Origin of the sequence: Methanopyrus sp. SNP6 (assembly GCF_002201895.1) — an archaeon.
Classification (GTDB): Archaea; JAADCQ01; Methanopyri; order Methanopyrales; family Methanopyraceae; genus Methanopyrus.
The window spans coordinates 886,439-910,875 of the sequence record NZ_CP019436.1 but is presented as its reverse complement, the minus strand read 5'-3'; the positions used below and the strand labels follow the sequence as shown (position 1 = coordinate 910,875).

Annotated in this window: 22 protein-coding genes; 13 read left to right on the top strand and 9 right to left on the bottom strand. The window is 59.5% G+C overall.

Features of this window, described 5'->3' with window-relative positions; all coding sequences use genetic code 11:
- Nucleotides 1-47 precede the first annotated feature (47 nt).
- From rpoB to BW921_RS05085, 8 genes are all read left to right on the top strand, one after another.
- Entirely contained in the window at nucleotides 48-1,907 is a 1,860-nt protein-coding gene (rpoB, locus tag BW921_RS05120; RefSeq protein ID WP_148689319.1) for a DNA-directed RNA polymerase subunit B, read from the top strand.
- Nucleotides 1,904-4,750, top strand: a complete 2,847-nt coding sequence (locus BW921_RS05115; protein WP_148688838.1) for a DNA-directed RNA polymerase subunit A' — start codon at nucleotides 1,904-1,906, stop codon at nucleotides 4,748-4,750. The genes rpoB and BW921_RS05115 overlap by 4 nt, the downstream gene beginning before the upstream one ends.
- A gap of 12 nt (nucleotides 4,751-4,762) precedes the next feature.
- The gene (locus BW921_RS05110) at nucleotides 4,763-6,049 is read left to right on the top strand and encodes a hypothetical protein (protein ID WP_148688837.1); all 1,287 of its coding nucleotides are present in this window, start codon (nucleotides 4,763-4,765) and stop codon (nucleotides 6,047-6,049) included.
- 493 nt (nucleotides 6,050-6,542) lie between these two features.
- The gene (locus BW921_RS05105; RefSeq protein ID WP_148689318.1) at nucleotides 6,543-6,872 is read left to right on the top strand and encodes a 50S ribosomal protein L30e; all 330 of its coding nucleotides are present in this window, start codon (nucleotides 6,543-6,545) and stop codon (nucleotides 6,870-6,872) included.
- 15 nt (nucleotides 6,873-6,887) lie between these two features.
- A complete protein-coding gene (locus tag BW921_RS05100) occupies nucleotides 6,888-7,316 on the top strand; it encodes a NusA-like transcription termination signal-binding factor (RefSeq protein ID WP_088335825.1) in 429 nt (142 codons plus the stop codon).
- Between the two features lie 18 nt (nucleotides 7,317-7,334).
- Entirely contained in the window at nucleotides 7,335-7,778 is a 444-nt protein-coding gene (locus BW921_RS05095) for a 30S ribosomal protein S12 (RefSeq protein WP_088335824.1), read from the top strand.
- 136 nt (nucleotides 7,779-7,914) lie between these two features.
- A complete protein-coding gene (locus tag BW921_RS05090) occupies nucleotides 7,915-8,472 on the top strand; it encodes a 30S ribosomal protein S7 (RefSeq protein WP_088336495.1) in 558 nt (185 codons plus the stop codon).
- A gap of 14 nt (nucleotides 8,473-8,486) precedes the next feature.
- The gene (locus BW921_RS05085; RefSeq protein WP_148688836.1) at nucleotides 8,487-10,694 is read left to right on the top strand and encodes an elongation factor EF-2; all 2,208 of its coding nucleotides are present in this window, start codon (nucleotides 8,487-8,489) and stop codon (nucleotides 10,692-10,694) included.
- Between the two features lie 61 nt (nucleotides 10,695-10,755).
- Here BW921_RS05085 and trpD read toward each other — a convergent pair whose 3' ends face one another.
- Nucleotides 10,756-11,775: an anthranilate phosphoribosyltransferase gene (gene trpD / locus BW921_RS05080; RefSeq protein ID WP_168168769.1), complete on the bottom strand. Its 1,020-nt coding sequence runs from the start codon at nucleotides 11,773-11,775 to the stop codon at nucleotides 10,756-10,758.
- Nucleotides 11,776-11,867: 92 nt separating this feature from the next.
- Here trpD and BW921_RS07790 point away from each other — a divergent pair, with 92 nt between their 5' ends.
- Nucleotides 11,868-12,032 carry a hypothetical protein gene (locus tag BW921_RS07790; RefSeq protein ID WP_011019047.1) on the top strand — a complete coding sequence of 55 codons (165 nt, stop codon included), beginning with the start codon at nucleotides 11,868-11,870 and terminating at the stop codon, nucleotides 12,030-12,032.
- Here BW921_RS07790 and truD read toward each other — a convergent pair.
- Genes truD through BW921_RS05065 form a run of 3 tightly spaced genes read right to left on the bottom strand, consistent with a single transcriptional unit; the run spans nucleotide 12,029 to nucleotide 15,064 of the window.
- On the bottom strand, nucleotides 12,029-13,375 hold the full coding sequence (gene truD / locus BW921_RS05075) for a tRNA pseudouridine(13) synthase TruD (protein WP_148688834.1): 1,347 nt from the start codon (nucleotides 13,373-13,375) through the stop codon (nucleotides 12,029-12,031). The genes BW921_RS07790 and truD overlap by 4 nt on opposite strands.
- Nucleotides 13,333-14,031 carry a nickel pincer cofactor biosynthesis protein LarB gene (gene larB, locus BW921_RS05070; RefSeq protein WP_148688833.1) on the bottom strand — a complete coding sequence of 233 codons (699 nt, stop codon included), beginning with the start codon at nucleotides 14,029-14,031 and terminating at the stop codon, nucleotides 13,333-13,335. The genes truD and larB overlap by 43 nt, the downstream gene beginning before the upstream one ends.
- Complete coding sequence (locus BW921_RS05065; protein ID WP_148688832.1) at nucleotides 13,958-15,064, bottom strand: serine/threonine-protein kinase RIO2; 1,107 nt, start codon at nucleotides 15,062-15,064, stop codon at nucleotides 13,958-13,960. The genes larB and BW921_RS05065 overlap by 74 nt, the downstream gene beginning before the upstream one ends.
- A gap of 1,282 nt (nucleotides 15,065-16,346) precedes the next feature.
- Between BW921_RS05065 and spcS the strand changes: the two genes are divergently transcribed.
- From spcS to BW921_RS05045, 4 genes are read left to right on the top strand one after another with little or no spacing between them, the layout of a single operon-like run.
- On the top strand, nucleotides 16,347-17,642 hold the full coding sequence (spcS, locus tag BW921_RS05060; protein WP_148689317.1) for an O-phosphoseryl-tRNA(Sec) selenium transferase: 1,296 nt from the start codon (nucleotides 16,347-16,349) through the stop codon (nucleotides 17,640-17,642).
- Nucleotides 17,643-17,888, top strand: coding sequence for a hypothetical protein (locus BW921_RS05055; protein WP_148688831.1), 246 nt, complete (start codon nucleotides 17,643-17,645; stop codon nucleotides 17,886-17,888). It begins immediately after the preceding gene.
- Nucleotides 17,885-18,298, top strand: coding sequence for an EamA family transporter (locus tag BW921_RS05050; RefSeq protein WP_148688830.1), 414 nt, complete (start codon nucleotides 17,885-17,887; stop codon nucleotides 18,296-18,298). The genes BW921_RS05055 and BW921_RS05050 overlap by 4 nt, the downstream gene beginning before the upstream one ends.
- A gap of 34 nt (nucleotides 18,299-18,332) precedes the next feature.
- Complete coding sequence (locus BW921_RS05045) at nucleotides 18,333-18,881, top strand: hypothetical protein (protein WP_148688829.1); 549 nt, start codon at nucleotides 18,333-18,335, stop codon at nucleotides 18,879-18,881.
- A gap of 55 nt (nucleotides 18,882-18,936) precedes the next feature.
- On the opposite strand, the gene BW921_RS05040 is transcribed toward BW921_RS05045, so the two are convergent.
- The 5 genes from BW921_RS05040 to BW921_RS05020 all read right to left on the bottom strand — a co-directional run bounded on the left by BW921_RS05040 (nucleotide 18,937) and on the right by BW921_RS05020 (nucleotide 24,418).
- Nucleotides 18,937-19,332, bottom strand: coding sequence for a hypothetical protein (locus BW921_RS05040; protein ID WP_148688828.1), 396 nt, complete (start codon nucleotides 19,330-19,332; stop codon nucleotides 18,937-18,939).
- Between the two features lie 75 nt (nucleotides 19,333-19,407).
- Entirely contained in the window at nucleotides 19,408-20,322 is a 915-nt protein-coding gene (locus BW921_RS05035) for a methionine synthase (RefSeq protein WP_168168768.1), read from the bottom strand.
- Nucleotides 20,319-20,819 carry a DUF2115 family protein gene (locus tag BW921_RS05030; protein WP_168168767.1) on the bottom strand — a complete coding sequence of 167 codons (501 nt, stop codon included), beginning with the start codon at nucleotides 20,817-20,819 and terminating at the stop codon, nucleotides 20,319-20,321. The genes BW921_RS05035 and BW921_RS05030 overlap by 4 nt, the downstream gene beginning before the upstream one ends.
- 55 nt (nucleotides 20,820-20,874) lie before the next feature.
- Nucleotides 20,875-22,302 (bottom strand): methanogenesis marker 14 protein, encoded by a 1,428-nt coding sequence (locus BW921_RS05025; RefSeq protein ID WP_148688825.1) that lies wholly within the window; start codon nucleotides 22,300-22,302, stop codon nucleotides 20,875-20,877.
- Nucleotides 22,303-22,399: 97 nt separating this feature from the next.
- Nucleotides 22,400-24,418 (bottom strand): cobaltochelatase subunit CobN, encoded by a 2,019-nt coding sequence (locus tag BW921_RS05020; protein WP_148688824.1) that lies wholly within the window; start codon nucleotides 24,416-24,418, stop codon nucleotides 22,400-22,402.
- Nucleotides 24,419-24,437 lie beyond the last annotated feature (19 nt).

Below are 24,437 nucleotides of genomic sequence, written 5' to 3'. Positions count from 1 at the left end.
ATAAGGCCGTTGAGCACGTTCTCAAGGGCCCCGAACGCGAGGAAGAGATGACCCAGGTGTACCTAAATGGACGACTGATCGGATACGTGGAGGACCCGGAGGAGTTCGTGGAGAAAGTCCGGGAGTTGCGACGGGAAGGTGTATTGCATCCGAGGGTTAACATCGCCTACCACGAGGACCTGAACGAGGTGCACGTAAACTGTGACCGTGGACGCGTGGTCCGTCCGCTACTGGTGGTGGAAGACGGCGAGGTCAAGCTCACTGAGGAGCACCTGGAGAAGCTCCGAGAAGGAGAAATCTCGTGGAAGGACCTAGAGGAGGAAGGCGTCATCGAGTTCTTGGACGCCGAAGAGGAGGAGAACGCGCTCATCGCTCAGTCTCTGGAGGAGTTCTACTCGATGCCTAAGGAGGAGCGGAAGAAGTACACGCACGTGGAATTGGATCCGGCCGCGATATTCGGGACGTGCTGCAGCTGTATCCCATGGCCGGAGTCTAACTCGGCGCCGCGTAACACGATGGGTACGAATATGACACGGCAGGCGCTGGGCTTCTACGCCGCGAACCACCCACTCCGGATGGAGTCCCGAGGTCACCTGCTGTACTACCCGCACCGACCGCTCGTGAAGACCAGGGGCACGGAAGCTTTCGACTACGACGAGCGGCCGGCCGGTCAGAACATGATTGTCGCCGTGCTTACGTACGAGGGTTACAACATGGAGGACGCCATCATCATGAACAAATCCGCGATCGAGCGCGGTCTAGCGAGGTCGTTCTTCTTCAAGACGTTCGAGGACGAAGCACGGACGTATCCGGGTGGGATGAAAGACAAGTTCTGCATCCCGGAGAAGGAAGTGCGAGGATACCGGTCCGAGGACGCGTACAAGCACTTGGGAGAGGATGGATTAGCTGAGGTAGGGGAGCGCGTCGAGGGTCGCGACGTGATCATCGGAAAGACGAGCCCGCCGCGCTTCCTCGAGGAGTTCCGACCGGAGGAATTACCAGCCGAGGAACGGCGTGAGTCCTCCACGGCCATCCGGCACACCGACTCCGGTATCGTAGACTCTGTGATTATCACCGAGACCAGCGACGGGCACAAGCTGGTAAAGGTGAGGATCAGGGACGAACGGGTACCGGAACTAGGTGACAAGTTCTCCTCACGGCACGGTCAGAAAGGAGTCATCGGGATGATCGTCCCGGAGGAGGACATGCCGTTCACCGAGGACGGAATCACGCCGGACCTGATACTCAACCCGCACGCGCTACCGTCACGTGAGACCATGGCACATATCCTGGAGACGCTCGCGGGTAAGGCGGCTGCACTGAGCGGGAAGAGGATCGACGGTTCCGCGTTCACCTCGAACCCGAAGGAGGCTTACGAGGAAATCAAGAAGATGCTCCGAGAGTTGGGGTTCGAGCCCACCGGCAAGGAGGTAATGTACGACGGTCGTACTGGACAGAAGCTCGAGGCAGAGGTCTTCATCGGGGTGTGTCTGTACCGGAAGCTGTATCACATGGTGAAGGACAAGTACCACGCGAGATCGCGCGGTCCGGTGCAGGTACTCACTAGGCAGCCGACGGAAGGAAGGGCCCGAGAGGGTGGTCTCAGATTCGGAGAGATGGAGCGCGATGACCTCGTGGCTTGGGGCACCTCATTGTTCCTGAAAGAGAGACTGCTCGACGAGTCCGACAAGTACGAGGCGTATATCTGCCCAAACTGCGGCGAGCTGTGCTACGTGCACGCCGCGACGGGCAAGACGATCTGTCCAATATGCGGCGAGGTGCGGGCCGACCGCGTCGAGATGTCGTACGCGTTCAAAATACTACTCGACGAGCTGAAGTCGTTCTGCATGGACGCCGTGCTGGAGGTCGGCTCGCTGTCCGAACGGGAGGAGGGTGAGGAGGAATGACCCATGTGGAAGGACCTCGAGTTCAAGATCCACCCAAGTACGTGAAGCGCATCCTGTTCGGAATTCTACCGCCCGACAAAATCCGTAAGATGTCCAAGGTCGAGGTAACGAGCCCGGAGACGTACGACGAGGACGGGTACCCGATCGAGGGAGGCGTGATGGACACCAGGATGGGCGTCATCGATCCCGGCCTCAGGTGTCGGACGTGCGGTCAGCCGGCCGGTCGCTGCCCAGGTCATTTCGGTCATATAGAACTCGCCCGCCCGGTCCTGCACCCCAGGTACGCGGAGAGGATTAAGGACGTACTGCGGGCCACATGCCCGGAGTGTGGGAGGGTTAAGCTACCGGAGGACGAGATCGAAAGTTACCTCCGGGAGGTCAGGGAGGGGATCAGGCCCGTCAAGTCGGTTGCGGCGGAGGTGGTAGACCGGGCCGAAAAGCGTGAATCGTGCCCGCACTGCGGCGCCGAGTCCAGGAAGATCACGTATCAGAAACCCACGACGATCATGATGGACGACGAACGGCTGTGGCCCGTAGACATACGAGCGTGGCTAGAGAAGATCCCGGATGGGGACGTCGAAATCCTCGGTTTCCATCCGGAACGGGCTAGACCGGAGTGGGCAGTCCTGACTGTCCTGCCGGTACCGCCTGTGACCATGAGGCCTTCGATCATCCTGGAAACTGGCGAACGTGCCGAGGACGACCTGACGCATAAGCTCGTGGATATCGTCCGGGTAAACCTTAGGCTGAAGGAGTCACTCGAGGCGGGTGCCCCCGAGCCGATTATCGAGGACCAATGGGATCTGCTACAGTATCACGTTACCACGTACATCGATAACGAGATCGGAGGAGTACCAGTCGCCAGGCACCGGACCGGCGGCAAGCCGCTGAAGGGTATTGTGCAGCGATTGAAGGGTAAGGAAGGTCGGTTCAGGCAGAATCTGGCAGGTAAACGTGTCAACTTCTCGGCTAGATCCGTCATCACACCAGATCCTGAGCTCGATCCGTTTACACTGGGTGTTCCCGAAGCCATCGCCAAGGAGCTCACAGTCCCGGAGCGGGTCACCGAGTGGAACATCGACAGACTCCGGAAGTTGGTACTCAACGGTCCGAACAAGCACCCGGGAGCCAACTATGTGGTCAAGCGGGATGGGAGCCGGATCAGAGTTACTGATGAAAACAAGGAGAAGCTCGCGGAAGAGTTAGAGCCTGGAGACGTCGTCGAGCGCCACCTAATGGACGGAGATCCAGTGATGTTCAACCGACAACCGACGCTGCACATCCAGTCGGAGCTCGGCTTCCGCGTGAAGGTGATGCCCGGCAGGACGTTCAGACTTCCAGCGGCGTGTTATATGGGGGTGGGGTTCAACGCGGATTTCGACGGCGACGAGATGAACCTGCACGTGCCACAGTCCGAGGAGGCCCGAGCCGAGGTCAGAGAGTTGATGGGTTGCTACGTGTACCACCTATGGCCACCTAAGAACGGGCACGAGGACGTCCGTAACAGTCCCATCCACGAGGCGATCGTCGGTATCCACCTGCTGTCGAGGGCGTGGATACCGCTAAGGGAGGCCTACCAGCTCCTGGAAGAGGTGAAGAAGGAGGGTGACTGGTTCAAGCCCACGGAGGTGAAGCTAAAGCCAGAGGCGAAGTACCGGCGCGGGTTTGAGGAGGAGATACACGAGCTAGAGTTCGTTTGCGGGCAGCCCAGGAAAGGTGAGCCGCTCGTAACCGGACGACAGCTGCTGAGTGTTTTCCTGCCGGACTGGATGGACGGAGTGGAGCTGGAGAATGCTGTCTGTCCGGACGACGAGGAGCACGGTAAAGTAGTGATTGAGAAGGGGCGCATCGTGCGTGGGTTCCTGGACGAGAAGACCGTCCACGGTATCATGACCGAGATCGTCCACCGTTACGCGACTAGGAAGATAGCGAAGGGTGAGTCGTACCCGTGGTTCGAGGCCGCTGAGATCACACTGAGGATAATGGATAAGATCGGTCGACTCGGTCTCCGGTTCGTGACGAGATACGGGTTCACGCTAGGTATAGACGAGTTCGAGGATATCTACGAGAGGTTCCGGGACAAGGTGGAGCGGCTGTGCGACGAAGCTGCTAAGGAGGCGAAGGAGATCATCGAGCGGGGCGAGCGGAGACTCCGGGAGCTCGAGGAGTACGAGACCTGCAACCGGAGCCGGATCGAGCGCGGCGAGATGTTAGAGAGAAATGTCGAGAGTGAAGTCATGGCCATCCTAAACCAGCCGCGAGTGGAAACCGAGAGACTACTGGAGAAGCACCGTGACCTGTTCAACCCGGCGTACATCATGCCGGAGTCAGGTGCGCGTGGAAGTATCACTAACATCGCGAGGATGGCCCTGATCGGCGGTCAGCAGGCCGTGATGGGTGAGCGTCCACATCGGGCGAAGCACAACACGGAGCACATCATGGAGAAGATCGTGAACTACTCGTACACGGATCGCGTTACACCGCACTTCGAGAAGAGCCTCATCCCGGGTGTGAAGGAGGGAGGATTCGTCCGTTCCGGCTTCTTCGAAGGTCTTGACATGGTCGAATATTTCCTACACGCGATGAGCGGTCGGGAGGGACTCATAGACAAGGGCTTCAGAACGGCGGACTCGGGCTATCTACACCGACGCTATGTGACTACCGCTCTGGACCTGATCGTGGACTCAGAAGGGCGCGTGCGCGACAGCGCCAACAACGTCATCCAGCTGACGTACGGTGAAGACGGCATCGATCCCGCCAAGAAGTGGGGCTTGAATCTAGACGTCGGGAAGGCGCTGGAGGTAGTGAAGGAAGTGGTACTGGAAGAAGAGGAAGAAGAGTAGGGTGAGGCGAGGATGAACGTGGAAGAGCTGCTCGAAGAGGTCTGTAAGGAGGAGGACGTGGAGCTCCCGGACTCGGTACACCGAGAGATAGTCGAGAAGGTGTCGGAGGACGAAGGGCTCAAGGATGCGGACGAAGAAACCGTGCGGAAGATCCTCCGGGCACTCGTACGCAACTACAAGTGCCGGCAGATCGAACGAGGAGACGCAGTGGGCGTCCTGGCGGCTCAGTCGATGTGTGAGCCGGCAACGCAGATGACCATGCGTACGTTCCACTTGGCCGGTGTGGCGGAGATCGATATCACCACCGGTATGCCGGCGTTGGAGCGTGTCCTTTCTCTTCCCTATCACGGTCCCCCGACGTGGGTCATCGAGCTAAGGCTCAAGGAACCGTACCGTAGCGATCGGGAGAAAGCCGAAGGAGTGGCACGGAAGATCGAGGAGACGCGGTTCGAGGAGCTTACGGAGTACATAGAGGTGAACCCGGACGAGTGCGCCATCGAGATCGGTCTGGATGAGGAGCGGATTGAAGAACACGGGATCGACGAGGACCAACTCGTCGCCTTTGTCCGTGAGCACACAGGCGGGGCGTGTCACCTCGATGGAGATGTCCTCAAGGTGACGCTCGCGGATGTGGAGTCGACATCGGAGTTGGCCGAGATCGCGAACGACCTACGCGAGGCCGTAGTTAAGGGGATCGAAGGAGTACTCCATGCCTCAGTTCAGTACGACGAGGACGAGGATGAGTACTACATACTGGTCAGAGGTAGTCCGGAGGGAGCCCCGGAACGGCCTCCTAGGTGGATCTCCCAGCGCGCTAGGAATAGCAAGGTGGCGAAGCGCGCCTACCTGATGCTGCAGCTGATGCAGCTAGACGAAGTAGACGCTACGCGGGTGAACACCAACGACCCGAAGATCGTGGACGTGATTCTCGGGGTGGAAGCCGGGAGGAACGCGATCATAGAACAGCTCGAAGAGGTGTATGAAAGCCAGGGGATCTCCGTAGACCTACGCCACTTCATGCTCATCAGCGACATGATGTCATTCTGGGGCGAGCTGCGTAGCGTACGGTCCGTCGGCGGTTACTCGGTGATGGAGCTGAAGGGTAGCCCGATCACGAAAGCCGCCTTCGAGTACGTATCGAGGGTCCTCACCGAGACGGCGACGTCGGGCGACGTCGAGGAGCTACGCGGAGTGCTCGAGAACATCATCGTGGGTAAACCGGTACCTGTGGGTACCGGTACGGTGGAACTCACAGTGGATTATTCCAAGTTCAGGGAAGGAGAGGAAGAAGAGAGTTGAACATAACCCCCTTTCCTCACCATAACCTCACGGAACTCATCACACCCGCTATCTGCATTGGACGCCGGTAAGTGCTCGTGGAGGACCCCGGTACCCGAGCCCGTCCGAAGTCCGCCACCGTCCCGGTTTCACAGTACATGTTCGCGGTGTTTTCGCCCCGGTAAGTGAACGTGGCCACAGCTCCGCCGCTGAACCGTCGTGACAGTGAGCACGCGTAGGGACAGGGGCGTTTCGAAGGATCAGTCCAGGTACTTCGACACGAGGAGTTCGGTAGTGCTTCATAGCTGTTAGCCCGCGTATCTTCGTATACAGATGTTTGAGGAGCGTTTCCTGTTTCTCGAAATGAGCTCTTGAGTAGACCAGGTCAAGGAGTAAGGCTTTTATGGGGAAACCGTGCCGCGCGGGGTGAAACGTGAGCGGGGAGGAATGACTCGTTGTACACCATCGAGAGTAAGAGCTAGTTCTCATTCCGGGGTGTTGTAACTTGGTGGAGCTGCAGGAGATTGAGCGTCAGATCCGAATGGCTGTCGAGACTGGAGACGTCGTGTTAGGATCCAACCAGACCATCAAGCTGCTGAAGCTAGGAAAGCCCAAGCTAGTGATCGTAGCGGCGAACTGTCCGGCCGAAATCCGTGAAGACATCGAGTATTATGCGGAGCTAGCCGACGTACCGGTGTTCGTGTACCCGGGCACGAGCATAGATCTGGGTGACGTATGCGGTAGGCCACACGTGGTAGCTTCAATGGCTGTCCTGGACGACGGTGAGTCGGACCTTATCGCTACGGTCCGTAAGGCTATGGAAGAGGGAGCCGCACCGAGTTAAAAGGGGTGAAAAACCTTGGCGGTTAAACTGGAAACCGAACAGATCCGTATGATTGCGCTCTTCGAGAGCCTAACCGGGGCGCACGTGTTGGACTGCGTGATCGACGACGAGCACAACAGAGCGATCTTCGTGGTAAAGGAAGGACAGATAGGATTGGCGATCGGTAAGAAGGGTCAGAACGTACGTCGAGTTCAGGAACAGCTCGGGATGGATGTAGAAGTCGTGGAGCACTCCGAGGATCCGGAGAAGTTCATCCGAAACGCCCTGTTTCCGGCGCGCGTGAAGAGCGTTCGGGTGACGGAGCGCGGGAACAAGAAAGTAGCGATAGTGGACGTGCCGGAGTCCGAGAGAGGCCGGGTTATCGGTAAAGGGGGAAGGAACATAAAGAAGGCACGGATCCTCGCGAGGAGACACCATGGAATCCACGATATCGTCGTCACGTGATCCTGGGGGTTCACGCTCATGCCGGGCAAGAAGAGTCCAGCTGGGGAGTTCGCGGCCCGTAAGCTCAGGGAGAAGCGTAAGAAGTTCAGGTGGAAGGACGAGAAGTACAAACGTAGGATGTTGAAGCTCGACGAGAAGGCGGACCCGCTGGAGGGCGCACCTCAGGCGCGTGGAATCGTGCTAGAGAAGGTCGGGGTCGAGGCGAAGCAGCCCAACTCCGCGATCCGTAAGTGCGTGCGCGTCCAGTTGATCAAGAACGGTAAGCAGGTCACCGCGTTCTGTCCCGGCGACGGTGCGATCGACTACATCGACGAGCACGATGAGGTAGTTATCGAGGGTATCGGAGGTCCCAAGGGTCGAGCTAAGGGAGATATCCCGGGCGTCCGATACAAGGTTGTGAAGGTGAACGACGTAGCTCTGTCCGAGCTACTGAAAGGTAAAATCGAGAAGCCGATGCGTTAAGGGGACGTTCGAGTTGGCCGAGGAAGTCGAAGAGATGGAGAGGGAAGATGTGACAGAAGGAGTAGCGGAAACCAAAGAGCGCCGAGTGGTGTATTCCGAGCTGGAAGGCAACCCGTACCTGGACAGACTCTACGAGATGAAAGTGTTCGGCAAGTGGGACCCCACGGAGGTCGAGGTTCGGGACCCAGGTCTGAAGGACTACATCTGTCTGAAACCGATGTACCTACCACACACCGGCGGTCGTCACGCCAAGAAGCGGTTCGGGAAGGCTGACGTGCCGATTGTAGAGAGGCTGATCAACCGTGTGATGAGGACTGAAAAGAACACCGGCAAGAAGCACCTCGCATACAACATAGTCAAGAAGGCGTTCGACATTATCCACGAGCGGACCGGTGAGAACCCGATCCAGGTTCTGGTGCAGGCCCTGGAGAACGCCGCTCCGAGGGAGGAAACCACCACGATCATTTACGGGGGTATTTCTTACCACGAAGCCGTCGACTCCTCGCCGCAGCGGCGGCTGGACATCGCCCTCCGGCTAATTACGGAGGGCGCTCAGCAGCGGGCGTTCCGCAATCCGAAGCCGATAGAGGAGTGCTTGGCTGAGGAAATCATCGCGGCCGCGAGATACGATACGGAGTGTTACTCCATCCGTCGTAAAGAGGAGATCGAGCGCATCGCTGAGGCAGCCCGATAAGGGGGTCGTGGGTTTTGGGACGTAAGGAGAAGATGGCCGAGAAGTGCCGTGAGCTAATGACCGAGCCGGAGAGGATCCGCAACATCGGCATCATCGCCCATATCGACCACGGAAAAACCACGCTCTCCGATCAGTTGTTAGCCGGTGCCGGAATGATCTCGGAGGATCTGGCCGGAGATCAACTCGTGCTGGACTTCGACGAGATGGAGCAGGAGCGAGGTATCACGATCGACGCCGCGAACGTCAGCATGGTGCACGAGTACGAGGGAGAGGAATACCTGATCAACCTCATCGATACCCCAGGTCACGTGGACTTCTCAGGTGACGTAACCCGGGCCATGCGAGCTGTGGACGGCGCGATTGTGGTCGTATGCGCGGTCGAAGGTGTGATGCCACAAACGGAAACCGTGCTCCGGCAGGCTCTCCGAGAGCGTGTGAAGCCAGTATTGTATATTAACAAGGTGGACAGGTTGATCAACGAGCTGAAGTTGAGCCCTGAAGATATGCAGAACCGGTTCCTGGAGATCATATCCGAAGTTAACAAGATGATCGAGCAGATGGCGCCCGAGGAGTTCAAGGACGAGTGGAAGGTGAGTGTCGAGGACGGTTCCGTGGCGTTCGGAAGCGCGTACTATGGTTGGGGTATCAGCTTCCCGTTCATGGAGAAGACCGGAATCACGTTCAAGGACATCATCGAGTATTGTCAGCAGGACAAACAGAAGGAGCTAGCTCAGGAGGCTCCCGTGTACCAAGTAGTGCTGGATATGGTAGTAAAGCACCTTCCGGACCCGATTACGGCGCAGAAATACCGTATCGAGCAGATCTGGCCGGGCGATCCGGAGAGCGAAGACGGTGAGATGCTGAGGAAGTGCGACCCGAACGGAAAGTTGGCAATGGTTGTGACGGACGTCCGGATCGACGAGCACGCGGGCGAGGTGGCGACGGGCCGGGTGTACTCCGGCACGATTCGCGAGGGTCAGAAGGTGTACTTGGCGAGCTCCAAGAAGGAGACCCGGGTGCAGCAGGTGGGTATCTACATGGGACCGGATCGTATCCGCACGGACGAGGTACCTGCGGGTAACATAGCGGCAGTGACCGGCCTGCGCGACGTGTGGGCCGGTGAGACCATGACCGACCCGGAGGACCCGATCGAGCCGTTCGAGGAGTTGCAGCACTTCGCCGAGCCCGTGGTCACCGTGGCCGTCGAGGCTAAGAACACGCAGGATCTACCCAAGCTGATCGAGATCCTGCACCAGATCGCGAAGGAGGATCCGACAGTCAAGGTCGAGATCAACGAGGAAACCGGACAGCACCTGGTCTCCGGTATGGGTGAGCTTCACCTGGAGATTATCGCCCACAGGATCAAGGAGCGCGGTGTGGACATCAAAGTCTCGGAGCCGATCGTGGTGTACCGGGAAGGCGTGTTCGGCGTCTGTGACGACGAGGTCGAGGGCAAGTCCCCGAACAAGCACAACAAGTTCTACGTGACCGTGGAGCCCGTAGAGAAGGAGATCGTGGAGGCTATCGAAGAGGGCAAGTTCAACCCGGAGGATATGAGCAAGAAAGAGCTCGAGGAGACTCTGATGGAGTACGGCATGGACCGTGACGACGCGAAGGCCGTCGAAGCCGTCAAGGGTACGAACTTCTTCCTGGACAAGACCGTTGGTCTGCAGTACCTGAACGAGGTGATGGAGCTACTGATCGAAGGCTTCGAGGAGGCCATGGAGGAGGGTCCGCTGGCGAAGGAGCCGTGCCGAGGAGTGAAGGTTAGCCTCGTAGACGCCGAGATCCACGAGGATCCCGTACATCGAGGTCCGGCTCAGGTGATCCCGGCTATTAAGCGTGCGATCTACGGCGGTATGCTGCTGGCAGACACGCACCTGCTAGAGCCTATGCAGTACATTTACGTGACCGTACCGCAGGACTACATGGGATCCGTAACCAAAGAGATACAGGGGCGTAGAGGCACCATCGAGGAGATACAGCAGGAGGGAGACACTGTCATCGTCAAGGGTAAGGCACCCGTAGCCGAGATGTTCGGATTCGCGAACGACATCCGATCGGCCACGGAAGGTCGCGCGATCTGGACCACCGAGCACGCCGGCTACGAGCGCGTGCCCGAGGAGTTGGAGGAGCAGATCATTCGGGAGATTCGTGAGAGGAAGGGTATGAAGCCGGAGCCCCCGAAGCCGGAGGACTACATCGAGGACTACGGCGGATAAGCGCCCCCCGCTCGTACCAATCGTTATAGAGTCCGAAACGTACCGTCCGGGATATGGGGTGTCAGGAAGAGAGGTCGACTACCTTCTCCAGGACTTCTAGGGCCCTCCCCTCCTCTAGGACGTCCAGTGCGCGCTGAACTCCATCTTCCAACGAACCGACTGCTTCCCCGACGTATAGAGCCGCACCCGCGTTGAACGCCGTCATCTGAACCTTCGGGTGGTCGACGGATAACTCGCCACCCAGGATCTTCCGGGCCTCTTCGGCCGAGGTCTCAGGATCCGCACCCACGACATCCACAGGATCGACTCGGTCCAGTCCGACGTCCTCGGGAGCTACCGTATCCCTATCCGTTACCTCCCCGTCGTCCACGTACACTACCTCGTTCTCGCAGGTGACGCTCAGCTCGTCGACGCCGTCTAAACCGTAGACCACGAGTCCCCTTCGAACCCCGAGTTCCGCAAGGGCACCGGCCACGAGGTCCAGCAGGTTTTCTGAGTACACACCGATAACCTGCCCGGTAATGCGTTCCCGGGCGGGGTTGGTGAGCGGACCAAGGACGTTGAAGACCGTCCTGATCCCCAGCCTACGGCGTATCGGCATGACGTTTTTCATAGCGGGATGAAACTTCGGAGCGAACATGAACCCGAATCCGGCTTCTTCGATGCAACGCTTGACCGTATCTGGGCCCGCCTCGATGTTCACACCGAGGGCCTCCAGAATGTCGGCACTGCCGCACTCGCTGGTGACGCTGCGGTTCCCGTGCTTCGCGACGGGTACACCGGCCGCAGCCGCGGTGAGCCCCGCCAGCGTACTGGCGTTGAAGGTATCCAATTCGTCCCCACCGGTGCCGGCAGTATCCACGAGTCTCTCGACGTCCGGATCCACCTTCATCGCATGCTCCATCATCCCGTCGACGAAACCGGCGAGTTCCTCCGGAGTGTACCCCTTACAGCGCAGTGCCACCAAGATGCCGGCTATTTCGACGTCGGAAAGCTCACCGCCGACGATTTGGCACATCAGATCGCGGGCTTCTTCCCGATCCAAATCCGACCCGCGGATGATCTTCTCGAGGACGCTCAAGCCGCGCCGCCCCACCGCAGGCTGCGGCGGTTTTCTTTTTACCTTACCTGCGGCGTTGTGGGACGGTACGGCGACGTAGGGGGTGATACCGGATGGTGAAGAGCTCTCACGTACCGATCGTGTCGCCCAACGACCCCGCTGTGGTCTGTCCGAACTGCACGAAGGAGGAGTACAAGAGAGCCAAGCGGGAGCGTGGAAAGCTCCGATTCGCGGGGTTGTGCGAGGAGTGCGGTAGCGCCGCCTTCTACGAGTACTAGTCGGCGTACACTCCTTCCGGCCCTAGGAGCTCCCGTAGTACGGTGGTCGCGTAACCACCACGAGGCAGCGAGAACGTGAACCGTACGGTATCGTCACCGATCGCCTCGGCATGCAGTCCGTACACTCGGAGCAACGCCGGCTTTCGGTCTCCGCCGGCCGAGAGTTCCGGCATGCTCTTTATTTCGAAATCCTCCAACCTCACGCCTTCCTCCTCCAACACCTCACGCTCTATTTCGCCCTGTGGACCGTCGCTGAACTCCGTGCGGAACCCGGGAAGGGGAATTGTGGGAAGGCCGTCCTGGGTCACGTCCCCTTCGACGGGCCGGTGGACCGGGAGACCCTGGGCTATCCTCTCCGAGAGGATGCGGTTGAACAGGTACGACTGGTAAGCGTGCACGAACATTCTACGTATCCACATCGGTAGGCGTCGGAAAGCGTTGATGTAGTCGTGCGGATGTCTGGCCAAATGCTCGAGGATATGACGCTCGTAATCGAGAAACTTGGGGAACCTCCGTAATGCTTCCTTGAACTCACCCCAATGTTCCTTCAACCACCGTCGAGCCTCGAGGGCTTCAGGCGATTCGCGGGGGTATTCGAGGGTCAAAAATGTCTTGACGGCTTTCTCCCAGTCATTGAGTACCACGTACTTTCCGACGACGTGGGTGACGGGACGTCGACTGCCGAACCGCTGGAGACCGTAGTAGTTAGGTACGCCTCCGAGCTCCCGAACGGTCTCCAGAGCTTCGGATAGTCTACGTATCTTCGCGCCCCGCACAGTGATTACGAACCTGTTCCCCCAGAGATCCCCGGGACGTAACTTGCGCCGAGCACGACCCATAGGTATTATCTTGAGGTCGCGGATCCTGAGCCGGGTCAAGACCGCTGGAGGTACTCCCCGCACGGTTACTCTCTGGGAGGTTACGGCCCGCTTGTCCTTCATTCCGGCGATCCCGAAGTGACGATGGTGTTTCTTCAAAGCCCGTGCGATCCTACGTACTGCCTTCATGGTGTCCCAGTCGTACTTCTCTAAATAGAACAGCGTGTGTGGACCACGACCTCCGAACTGAGGTCGAACCCGCGGTCGGCGTAGATCCTGTCCGCACTCGGGACACTCCATCCCTCGGTGGTATTCGCGGCACTCGGGGCATTCACCGACGATGGTTATGGGAATGTAGGTGTTCCTCGAGGGCTTTTCCATAACCAGGAAATCCTCCACCTTCCTCCTGCACGACCCTCCGACACCTCGATCGATCATCTGCTCCCGTATACCGACGTATTCCTCGACGTCCCTCAGCGTCGTTAGTTTCTGGGTTTCTTCGATGGTCTCTCCCCCTCCAGACATACCCTGACGATTTTAACCGCGGCAGCCGCCGCTCCGACTCCGTTGGCTACGTTCACGACGGCGAGTCCGGGAGAGCAGGACTGTAGCATACCGAGCAGCGCCGCTTTTCCGGAGCCCCCGAGCCCGTAACCGATCGGGGTGGGTAAGCCGATGACGGGGACGTCTAACATCGCGTTGAGGGCGACCGGCATCGTCCCGTCCATTCCGGCCGCCGCCACGACCGCGTGCGGTTTGAACTCCCGCAACCTCCGAACCGCGGCCAGGAGTCGGTGAGGACCGGCCACTCCTACGTCGATCTCCGTGTGCACATCGATTCCCAGTGCTTCCAGCACTGTGACGCACTCGGAGAGGTAGGGCAGGTCGGAAGTTCCCGCTGCGACGGCCCCCACTCGTCCGCCCCGGTACGGTGGTTCGTACTTCGGATCCTTAAGCACTAGGACGCGACCGATCTCGTCGTACTCCACGTCCGCGTCCTCTGGTATCTTCAGGTCGTCGAGGAGCTCCGAATCGACGCGAGACGCTATCGCGATCCCATCGATCCTGAGTAGCGCCTCCAGGGCTTCCGAGATCTGCTCGGGGGTCTTACCCTCCGCCATCACTATCTCTGGGAACCCTGTCCTCTTCATCCTCCTCCTGTCTGATCTTACGACCTTCACGCTTACTCTCCACCCGCTCGACGCTCTCCTCGAACCTCTCGAGTGTTCTCTCGGCGGCTTTCTTGTGCCGTTCGTACTCCTCTTTCTTCTCCTCCATCAGCGACTGGAGATCATCCGCTATCTCGTCGTACACCTCTTTCGGGTCGGGAACGCGTATCCTGTACTTACGTCTGAAATGCTCGATTACGTTCTTGAGGTCGCGGTAGCAGAGCTTCGGTGCTGAGGGGTGCTCGATCGGCACGGCCTGAGGCCAGTCGACGTAGTACAGTTCACCATCAGGTGTGACCAAAATGTTATGCTCGCTGAAGTCGCCGTGAACGTAGTGACCATCCAAGACGATCTCCCGGTAGTCTTCCAGGATGACTTCGAGGGCCTCTTCAGGGTTCTTAACCTTGATCTTTGCGAGCAGTGGGGCAGGTATACCAGGGGCGTGCCCCTCGATCATGTCCATGGCGACCGCGTGACGGTTGATGGCCCGGGGTTCCGGTACGGGGAACCCCTTGGAGTGAAGGTGCTGGAGTACCTTCATCTCAACCTGGGCCTTGGCGCGCGGTACGTCGATGCGGTGGTCGTCCACTCGGAGTTCTTCCCCACGAACTTTCACAGCGGCGTACGCGAGCGTCTTCTTGATCCTCCTGAACTCCGGAGCGTGGTATCTGTGCAGTTTGATAGCCACCCACTCGTCCTCATGGTCCTTCGCGTTCACGATTGTCGCCTCTTTGCCCTCACCTATGATCGTTCCAAGCCGCTCGTAGACGTGGTGTTTCTTCATGTCCCACAGAGCGAGGGTGTCGTAGGCCCGCTCCTTCATCCTGGCGGCGTAGGTCTGGTACGTCGGTATGTACCGGTAATCGATTAGCCCAAGGGAATCCAGCTTCTCCAGCCGGGTTGCCAGCTCCGAGTAATCCATCGGCAACCGTTCCAGCAGCTTGTCCTCGGGAACCCACTCGAAGGCCCTACTCAGGCCCTCTAAGGCACGGAGTAAGGCGATATCGCGCTTGTCGACTTCGGTCGCTTCGTTGTCACCCGTCACGTGACCACCCGAAGAGAGTGGAGGTAGACGTGATTAAGTCCCACTCGGAGGGCGACGGTTGTACACACTTAACGTCAGTTGCGATGCTCGATGACCTCGACGAAAAACCGTCGGATTCCAGGCTGGCCGGATCGATCCTGCGGGTTTATCTCAATCGTCATCTCGGAGTTCCCTCCCTTCCAATCCGGGTACGGTGTTCAAGGGAATGGGTATTAGCCGGCGCCTGTCGTCGTTCCCTAGAGCTTCGTGGATCACCAACTCGTTCTCCTCGACGGAGAACGTACTGAGACCAGACGACCGAGTATCTTCAACAGTCTTCAAGAGGTGCGGCTGCGTCCGAACGAACCTTTCCGGGTTTCTTAGGTACGTAGGGCGTGGTGGGCTACGGCGCCCCCACCCGAGCACTTAGGAATCCATCGGGAGGAAAGGGGTGCTGATTCTCAGACACGCCGTAGTGCTACGGTGACGCAACTCGGCCTGTTCACACCGTGAACCAGGACACGGACACGCCGAGAGTCGGCATCGACGGCCAGTACAGCGCCCTCACCGCCGAGCAGCCGCGCTAACTGAGCTCCGTAGACCGCGCACAGGCTTATCACGGAGCTCGAAGGTTGGATCGAAGAGCTCCGAGGGGACGATCGTCAGGTCCTGAAGGTAAAGGCAGCCGACCACGTGTTTCAGCGAGGAACCAAGTGGCACGGGACTGCTTATGACACGGAAGTCGTACGGTAGTGGAGTCTCGGTGAGTTCGACTCCCGCCGTTTCGAGGTTTTTCCACCACCTCCTCGACGTCCGCCTTCAGTGTGTTCATCCGGACGCAAGTCGGTAGACTATCCTCTAACGGGTCACGTCCTCGGTACGGTCGCAGGAGACTAACTTCAAACGCTCGCGGAACTTCCATGCGCTTCCATCGCTCACCGCAACTTGAATCTCGCGTACTTCCTCGGTGCACGGCATCAGAGTTTTCCTTTATGACCGACTTTCCCATACCCAGGATCACGTTTCAGACGACCACTCGACAATGACACGGCTTCGAGTCCACAGGGATTTCCTCCATGGGCAACCGGACGGCAGTTCTCCGGTCGACCTCGAACTCGGCGGGTCCAGGAATCGAGCGCGTAGAACGGGTCGGTCTTCCTCGCCGAGGTCGATCCCGGCGCTCACGACTTTAACGTTCAGTTCTTCAAGTTCCTAGAGCGCCAGAAGCATCTCACAGGAGACGTGTCTCGACCTTCCACGTAGCTCGGCGACCGGGGTGTCGACCTTGCTAGACCCGGAGGACATGCGAGGGCTCATCCCAGACCATATGCTGGAGCGTGGGCGTATCGTGCTCGACTCTTACAGGGAGCCCGTAGAACAACTCCTCAGTGAGCGTAGGATGCCGGAGGAGGGCTGGCCGGACGACGTAATCGCGGCGTTCCTGTGGGAGCTGTCGAGGATGGATACCGATAAAGACCCTAAGGCGGCACGCATCGGGGAGAGGGAAGCCCGGGTAGCCTCAAAGCTCGCTGAGGAGTCCGTGTTCGGGTTCTGCCACGGTGTGGGTAGGAGTGGGACGCTCGTGGATCCACAGCCGAAGGCTCCTGGCGCTTCCGTTATGTACGCGCTGACGAACAGACTGGTCACAGACTTCCTCCGAAAGCTCGGGTTCCGTATTGAAGGCGCATTCGTGGTACCCGGTGCTACGGGGTTGTCGATAGCTCTGTGTCTGTCGGCGTTGGGCGAAGGTGAAGAGGTGATTTACCCGTACGCTGCTCACAAGAGCCCCATTAAAGCCGTGCGACTGGCTGGCTTCGGGATGAGGGTGGTGGACACGGAGATCGAGGGCGACAGGATCGTGGTGAATCCAGGGGACGTGGAGAAAGCATTGGAGCGCTCGGAGTCCCCGGCTGCCGTACTGAGCACGCTGACGTTCTTCCCACCGCGAAGCAGCGATCCGCTACCCGAGATCGCAGAACTCTGCGAGGAGTACGGGGTCCCTCACGTCGTGAATTCCGCTTACGGGATCCAGCACGAGCAGTACCGGGATCTATTGAACCGAGCGATCAAGCGGGGGCGCGTGGACGTGGTCGTGAGCTCGACGGACAAGAACCTCCTGACACCTGTGGGTGGGGGGATCGTGTACGCGCCGGACGAGGAGACACTCCAGAAGGTTTCCAGGGCTTATCCGGGCCGCGCCAGCGCGGCACCGGTGGTCCACGCGTTAATCTCGATGCTCTCCTTGGGGATGAAGGGATACCGGCGCCTGATGCGGAGGCAGAAGGAGTGCAAAGCGCTTTTGGATGAGCTGTTGGAGGATCTTGAGGCTCGTCGAGACGACGTCCGCGTGCTCGACGTGGATAATCCGATAGCCTCGGCGGTCGCCGTAGAAGGGCACGATCCCGTGGACCTCGCAGCCAGGCTGTACGTGAGAAGGGTCACGGGACCGAGGGGTGTTCGCGCGGACGATCCGTTCGGAACCAGCCGGCTCCGAGGGTACCATTCGAACTACATCACAATCAACGCTGCCATCGGTGTTCGAGAGGAGGACGTCGAAACGGCCGTCGAAAGGCTTGAGCGGGAGCTGGAGGGTGGATGATTGCAGTTCAACCGAGTCAGGCTGGAGGTGGAGCGTGAGGAGCTGGAGATCAGGACAGGGAGCGCGGATGTGAAGCGAAAGCTCGCAATGCTGATCCGGGAAGGCGACCTCGTGCTCGAGGATCGTCGAGAGCTGGAGCCGCATGAAGAGGTCGAGGTGCTGGCGGGTTACGAGGAGCCAGAAGAAGGTGTCCCGACCGAGCGGCTGAAGGTACTACGGGTGAAAAGGGTGGAGTTCGTGGGATGAAGGCAGAGACGTACGCACTGTTGGCGGCGTTACTGTGGGGCCTAGCGCCGGTGATCGAGAAGGTTGGACTACGTGGAATGGACCCCATGACAGCCACCCTGATCCGGAGCCTGGCGGCGGTAGCGTTCCTCGCGGTAGTGTGTCCGGCCGTCGGTAGGTCGCAGATGGATGGCATGAAGTACGTCGGCTACATGATCGTCGGCGGGATATTGGCCGGAGGGTTGGGACTGTACCTTTATTATATGGCCCTCAGCTCCGGGCAGGCCTCCAGAATCGTACCGTTGTCGAGCACGTATCCGCTGTTCGCAACATTGTTTTCCATGCTGGTCCTGAGGGAGCGGCCTAGTGTCGAGACGGTGATCGGATGCGTACTGATAGTGGTTGGAGCGGTCCTGGTCAGCAGGGAGTGACGGGGGTGCTGGCGCGATCGAGCGGGTCGCCAGGATGGTCTCTCTGGTCGTGAACCCGTCGACCGCTGAGGCGGCCGCCGTCATCCTCGTAGGCAAGAGGTACGGGGACGTGGCGGGTACGGCGCTGGGACTGTTCTTCGGAGTAGTGTTGGTGATACTCACGGCGGCGGTTTACATACGGGTGAAGGGCACCGACGTGTTCGTCTCTAGGAGGAGGGACCGGCTACCACTCCTGACGGCTAGTGCTGTCTACCACGCCATCGGCGCCCTAGTGATGTGCAAGGCAGGAGTCACGAGCCCCATGGTTCGTCTGATGTTAACTTACGCGATAGCTGCGCTGACAGTGGCCGGAGTGACCAAGTTCTGGAAAATCAGCATTCACGCGGCTTCGATGGGCACCGTCATGGGCGCTATCGCATGGTTGGGAGAATGGTGGGCGGGGATACCTTGGTCGATCGTGACGGCGGTCATCTGTTGGGCGAGGCTGAAGTTGAACGCCCACACGGGTTATCAAGTGGCGGTTGGTGTCACGGGCGGGGCGTTACTAACGTACGTGCTGATGAGTACCTTAATCCCCCGATGAGGAACCGTAGAGTGGCGGAGAGTGTGAAGAGGGGCATACGGTCTGAGGGGGTTACTTACGAAAGGGCTTCCGCGACCCGAAGGAGGGTGCTCAGATCCAGCCCAGTTGGGGATTTACGCTCGATTTCCGCTCGGAGTTCGTCGTCTTCTATCTTCTCAAGAGCTTCCGACTCGAAATACTCTAGCTCGAAGCGGGCCCGACCGGCCTTGACTAGATCCTCCGGGTCCAGGTTCCTCTCTTCGATCCACTCCGCGAGCTTGCGGACGAGCGATTTGTGAGGGACCTTCCCGAACCCATCGATCTCGATCGTGGCCAGTGCCTCGACCGGGACGTCTACCGAGTCAGCAAGGGAGCGCAGACCTAACCCGTGAGCCTGAACCATCCCCATGATCAGATACCTACCGTCACCACGCTTCAGGATTTCTGCTATTTTCTCAACAATGTTCGTCACTATTGGCACCCCATATTACTACCGCGAGGCTAGATATTATTAATATTGTCTTTCGTCGGCATGACCTCACAAGATTTAACGGAATACACGGTCCCTAGCCTTACGGACCACTTCGAGCTTCTTCTTGGCTACCTCACGGGGTAGCTTCCGGAGACCACAGTCGGGGTCCACGAACTCGATACGGTCCCCCATCGCCTCCCGCACCTCCTCCAGAATCCTTACCGCCTCGTCCAAACTCTCGACGCGATCGGTATCTGAGCGCACCACTCCGACACCAACTGGGCTGTCTCCTTCGGCGACGACCTCGAGGTTCTCGGGGTGACCGGCGAATTCGTGGTCGAACACGTCGGCGTCGATGTTCTCCTCGAGATCGTAGTATACTTCGGTAACGTCTCCACACACGTGTAGGACTCTAGTACCACCCTTAAACGCCCTCAGGACGGTGTTCACGTATCGAGCCACCTTCTCGACGGAGGTCACACCGGCCGACAGTATCGGCTCATCCACCTGCAGTACGCTCGCTCCTTCGCGCCGGAGTAACCGAGCCTCCGCCGCCAGGACCCGCGCCACGTCCTTCAAGAGACTGGGATGGTCGTTGGAAGGATAAAGATCCGTACGCACCTCGAGGGAGTAACACAGCGTGACCGGGCCGGTGAGGACCGCCTTGACTTCGACCTCCCCCGCGACCCGAATAGCCTCGCGGTAATCGAGCACTAGGGGCGAGAACCTGGGTGGCTCCACTCGACCTATCACCGCGGGACCGTCTTCGACGGTCATCCCGGGAATGTGAGAGACGAAGATCTCGATCATGTCCCCACGAACCTGGCCATCAGAGATCAGCTCCACACCAGCCTCCGTCTGGTCGCGGACGGCTTTGTGTATGGCGGGGGCGTAGGCGGACCTCCTTCTGAGTTTCTCGAGGAGACGATCTTTAAGCGTGGGCTCGTGGTCGACCGGGTGGCTGCCCACGACCGTCACCACAGGCCTCACGATACCACCTCCGGATCCTGTTCTGCCGGGCATAGGGTGCAGAACGATCCCGGCTGATCCCCACGTCGCTCCTTGATAGGACAGTAGTAACGGTCGTCCGTCCGACGGACTTTCCCTACTCCTGGGAACTCCGTACCGGGCGGGTGGACCGGCTCGCCGCGTAGGAAGATTGCGTAGGCGGCCGAGAGGGACTCGTACAGGAGGAGTGAGGGAGAGTCGTAGTCCGGGTCTTCGGCGTACTCGCGTACGATCTCCAAGAATCTACCGTAACCCTCGATGGGCCCCCTCGGATATTCCTCGAGGTCTAGTCGCCGCATCTGGTTGATCCTCGAGGTCAATGCGAGAAATAGGGAACGTAGGATCCCATCACGGTAGCTCTTAGGATGGACGAACCGGGCCTGCCGCCACGCGTCTCTTCGGAGCAAAGCTAGGACCCTGGGATCGGCACGGCGGGCGACCTCGCGACATAAGTGGGCGAGATCTCGATACGTTTCCACCGACTCCAAACTCTCGAGGACTTCCTGGAAGCCAGAGGGCGGTACGTCAGGAACCCTACTGCTGGTGTTTGATCCTGAGACCGAGGATACAACCCCCGCCCCGGTTCCCTCCCAACGGGTTCTCCGGGGTCCCGAGACAGTTCATGCATCGTGCCATCGTGGCAGCGCCTCGGGCGAGTCCGTCATCGACGAAGACGAGGTCTTTCTCAGGGTCCCAGTAATCCCCGAAATCCTCAGCGATCATCCGACAGATCAGCTCCGGCTTCTTTCCGGTAGTGCCGGCGCGTCCGGTGATCCCGATCGCTGTGTTTTCGTCGATCAAATCGAGGTCGAGGGCCGTCTCGATCAGACGTTTGGCGATCAGCGTCGCGGTCCAGTCTAGGACGCCGAAGAGTAGCTCGTAACCCCCCTCCTCGTACGCCTCACGACCGATCTCGGTGAGCCGGGGTAGGTCGCTACCGTTCTCGCCGACGTCACAGCCGAGGAGTTTGAGACCCGCCTTCTTCGCGGCCCTAGGGTTCACCGGAACCGTACCGAAACGCTCCCGATTAGAAGGTACCTCACGGATGTCGATGTACTCGTGCGCCTCCTCCGCCAGCTCGCGGGCCTTCTCACCTACGTCGGGCTCGACGTCAGAGGGTAAGTCTAGGGCGCATCCTGTCTCCTCGTCGATCTCCCCGCATCCTCTGGCGATCGCGTCCATGATCGCACCGGCGAGACCGCAAAGGTTCCCGATCGTATCCGCGTAGGGGAGCTCGTCGTTGGTGATCCTGCCTGCTAGGGTGGTCCCGTAATCTATGGCCACGCAAGGGTTACGGAAATCCACCTTCGTGGACTTGGCGCCGACCTTGATGCCGGCCATCACCAGCTCTCCTTCCATCTCGTTGGCCACGACCTCCTTCCCGGCCGGCGGCTTCACGCCGGTGACAGCACCGTCGAAGTACACCTTGTCGATGAGAGAGTACTCCCTGAAGGGCTCTGGGATCTGCTCCTTACTCATGGCCGCCGTCATCCTGTTGGGAGGCACTCCGGCCTTCAAGCATCCATCAGCGAGCGCCTTGATCATCTCGCCGACCTCCTCCGGGGACGCGAACCCTGCTGTCACACCCGTAGAGCGTACGACAAAGTGGACGTCCTCAACCCGGATGTTGGCGTTCCTGACCGCCGACTTGAGCGTGTCAGCCACCATCTCGGCTACGGAGTTCCGCGTGAGCTCTACACCCCACACGGTCTTCCCGAACACTTCCTCTCCGGACCTAGGTGGGCGCACGTCCCTGGTCATTCGTACCTCCTTATGAACCAGGTACGTGACACCTTCCTTCAAGTCGGTAGCTGTGAGAATGCATTTAGTGGTCGTATTGCCCAGCTCGACGGAGGCCACGATGTAGTAGTTTCGGCTGACGGCCATGGGACCCGTGATCCGCTCGCTCTCGGCGATCTGAGGCTTGGGTCCGCGTCGGAAGAGCTTGGAGAGTAATCCCATGGGTTAGCCCATGCGGGTTCCGAGATCCGGAGAGGTTATCCTTTTCGGTCAGATCCGTGGTGTACCTCCGAGACGGCGGCCTCACACAGTTCTCGGATTACCGCGTCGAGAGCAGCACCTCGGCGTTCGTGGCGCCGAACAGATCGTTCTCAGCCTCTGGACGTTCGGTCAGCTCCTCCAGATCCAGACCAACCGACCCCGCGATCATCTCTCGGAGTCTGTTTCTACAGAGGGCGAACAGGAACTCCGAGAGACGCTCCGGGTCGTACGCGGGTTCGCCTATCACGTGTAAACCCTTTTCGATGAAGGCTCCGGAGCGGACCTCCCATTCCTCAAAGAGCCTCCGGTCCTTGCAGTTCGGGTCGCGCAGCGTCTCTTCGAGCCGCTCCTCGAACTCCTCGATGCCGGCCTCAGTGGTCCCCATCGGGGGAGGGCAGTGATCCACGAGCGTCGAGTACCCGCGGCGTTTGGCCTGGACGCCCTCCGAGGGGTTGCTGACGATGTACCAGTATACCACCGGTAGGTCACCCAAACACACCTCGGGCCAACACTCCCAGGACAGTCCCACGGACTTCCCAGGTAACCATTCAAGGGTTCCGTGAGTGCCGGAGTGGAGTAACACGTCGGCCCGGAACTCGTCCCTGATCCACCGGTAGAATGCGTAATAATGGTGAGTCGGCGGGCAGTGTGGATCGTGAAGGATCTTGCAAACGCGTCCGTTGCACTCGGTGCCGGCGCAGCCGCGCTTCGGTTGAACGGCCAGGAACACGTTTCCCGTTCGGATCCCGGCGATAATGAGGTGGTCGTCGAGCACCATGGAGTCGCCCGGAGGTTCACCCCAGGTTTCGACCATACGCTCCTGGAGCTCCTCCGGGAGCTCTTCGAACCACTCTAGGTACTTATCGAGGGGAACGAGGTCAACGACTCCGCCGGACGCGACGATATCCTCCACGTGCGTGCGCTTGAACTCGTTAAAGGCCTTCCTTCGAAAGAATTCACGCTCCAGCTCCCGACCGTCCTTGGGTACCCAATCGAGTCGGTACCCCTCCTCAGCCATGCGCTGCAGCAGTTGAGCGAGACTCTCGAACGTGTCCAACCCCATGGCCGCACCTATCTTCGCCTCCCCTCCGGAACATATTCCGTTGTTGAGCACCACGGCGACGCGACGCTCGGAGGGGTCCTTGCGTCTGAGTTGAGCCCACCGAATAGCACGTCGTGCGGCGAGCCGGCACCGCTCGGGTAAGGGTTCGAACCCTCCACGATCGCGCTTGGTCCCGACTAGCACCGGATCGATCCTACCCTGGAGCTCCGATAGGGATACTCCGTACGCAACGTCGGCCGGCGAGAGTCCTCGCTCTGACTCCCGCCAACTCTTCCGGTCGGTGTACCACGACACCACGGCGTTCAGGACGGGTACACCGAGCTTCTCGAACGACTCGAACCCGCGCTCGTAACCGCGCTTCAGGGAGGGTTTCTTCGTGACCAGTAGGGCGTCCACGATCGCATCACCGTCCTCGGACAGCAGCTCGTGGATCGGACGACCACGACCGGGCTTCGTGAAGACCCCGATCGCGGCCGCACCCTCGTCCTCGACCGCACGGATCGCATTCGGGATCTCCGTGTTTTCCCAGATCCAGGACTCGCGGCTTGTGTAGACACCGATCACGGGCTCACCGTCCATCTCACCCAGGAGCTCGGAGGCGTGTTCGGCGTAACCGAGATCCGGGTGGTAAACGCCGTCCCACGGTTTCTCCTCCGGCGGGTCGTAACTGGTCTGAATCCCCAACACTTCACTTGCCAAGAGGCGGAGCATGTTCTCGAGGTTTTCCTTCCCGCCCTTCTCAAGGTACTCCGCGGCCCGCTCGACGACGCTCGACGGAACGGTGTTCAAACGCTGTATCCCGGTGGAACCGTCGAGTGGTACGGCGACGACCTCGGCGTCGTGATCCGTCGGGAGGTTCACGTTAGTCGCCTTCAGTAGCACGATGAGATCGTACCGGTTCGGGTCGATCGGATCGTCCTGGTAGGCTACGTCGATTTCCAGCTCGGAGAACCGCTCCGCGACGTCTCGTGCGGCTCTCAACATCGTGCCGGGACACACGCACAGGACTCGCAACGGTGATCCCCAAACACTT

Excerpts from the sequence above, each read along its gene's own strand:
- rpoB (WP_148689319.1), top strand. The coding sequence starts at position 48 with ATGACCCAGGTGTACCTAAATGGACGACTGATCGGATACGTGGAGGAC.
- BW921_RS05050 (WP_148688830.1), top strand. The coding sequence starts at position 17,885 with ATGAAGGCAGAGACGTACGCACTGTTGGCGGCGTTACTGTGGGGCCTA.
- truD (WP_148688834.1), bottom strand. The coding sequence starts at position 13,375 with ATGTCTGGAGGGGGAGAGACCATCGAAGAAACCCAGAAACTAACGACG.
- BW921_RS05110 (WP_148688837.1), top strand. The coding sequence starts at position 4,763 with ATGAACGTGGAAGAGCTGCTCGAAGAGGTCTGTAAGGAGGAGGACGTG.
- BW921_RS05095 (WP_088335824.1), top strand. The coding sequence starts at position 7,335 with ATGCCGGGCAAGAAGAGTCCAGCTGGGGAGTTCGCGGCCCGTAAGCTC.
- BW921_RS05025 (WP_148688825.1), bottom strand. The coding sequence starts at position 22,302 with ATGGGATTACTCTCCAAGCTCTTCCGACGCGGACCCAAGCCTCAGATC.
- BW921_RS05090 (WP_088336495.1), top strand. The coding sequence starts at position 7,915 with ATGAAAGTGTTCGGCAAGTGGGACCCCACGGAGGTCGAGGTTCGGGAC.
- spcS (WP_148689317.1), top strand. The coding sequence starts at position 16,347 with ATGCGAGGGCTCATCCCAGACCATATGCTGGAGCGTGGGCGTATCGTG.
- BW921_RS05115 (WP_148688838.1), top strand. The coding sequence starts at position 1,904 with ATGACCCATGTGGAAGGACCTCGAGTTCAAGATCCACCCAAGTACGTG.
- BW921_RS05045 (WP_148688829.1), top strand. The coding sequence starts at position 18,333 with ATGGTCTCTCTGGTCGTGAACCCGTCGACCGCTGAGGCGGCCGCCGTC.
- BW921_RS07790 (WP_011019047.1), top strand. The coding sequence starts at position 11,868 with ATGGTGAAGAGCTCTCACGTACCGATCGTGTCGCCCAACGACCCCGCT.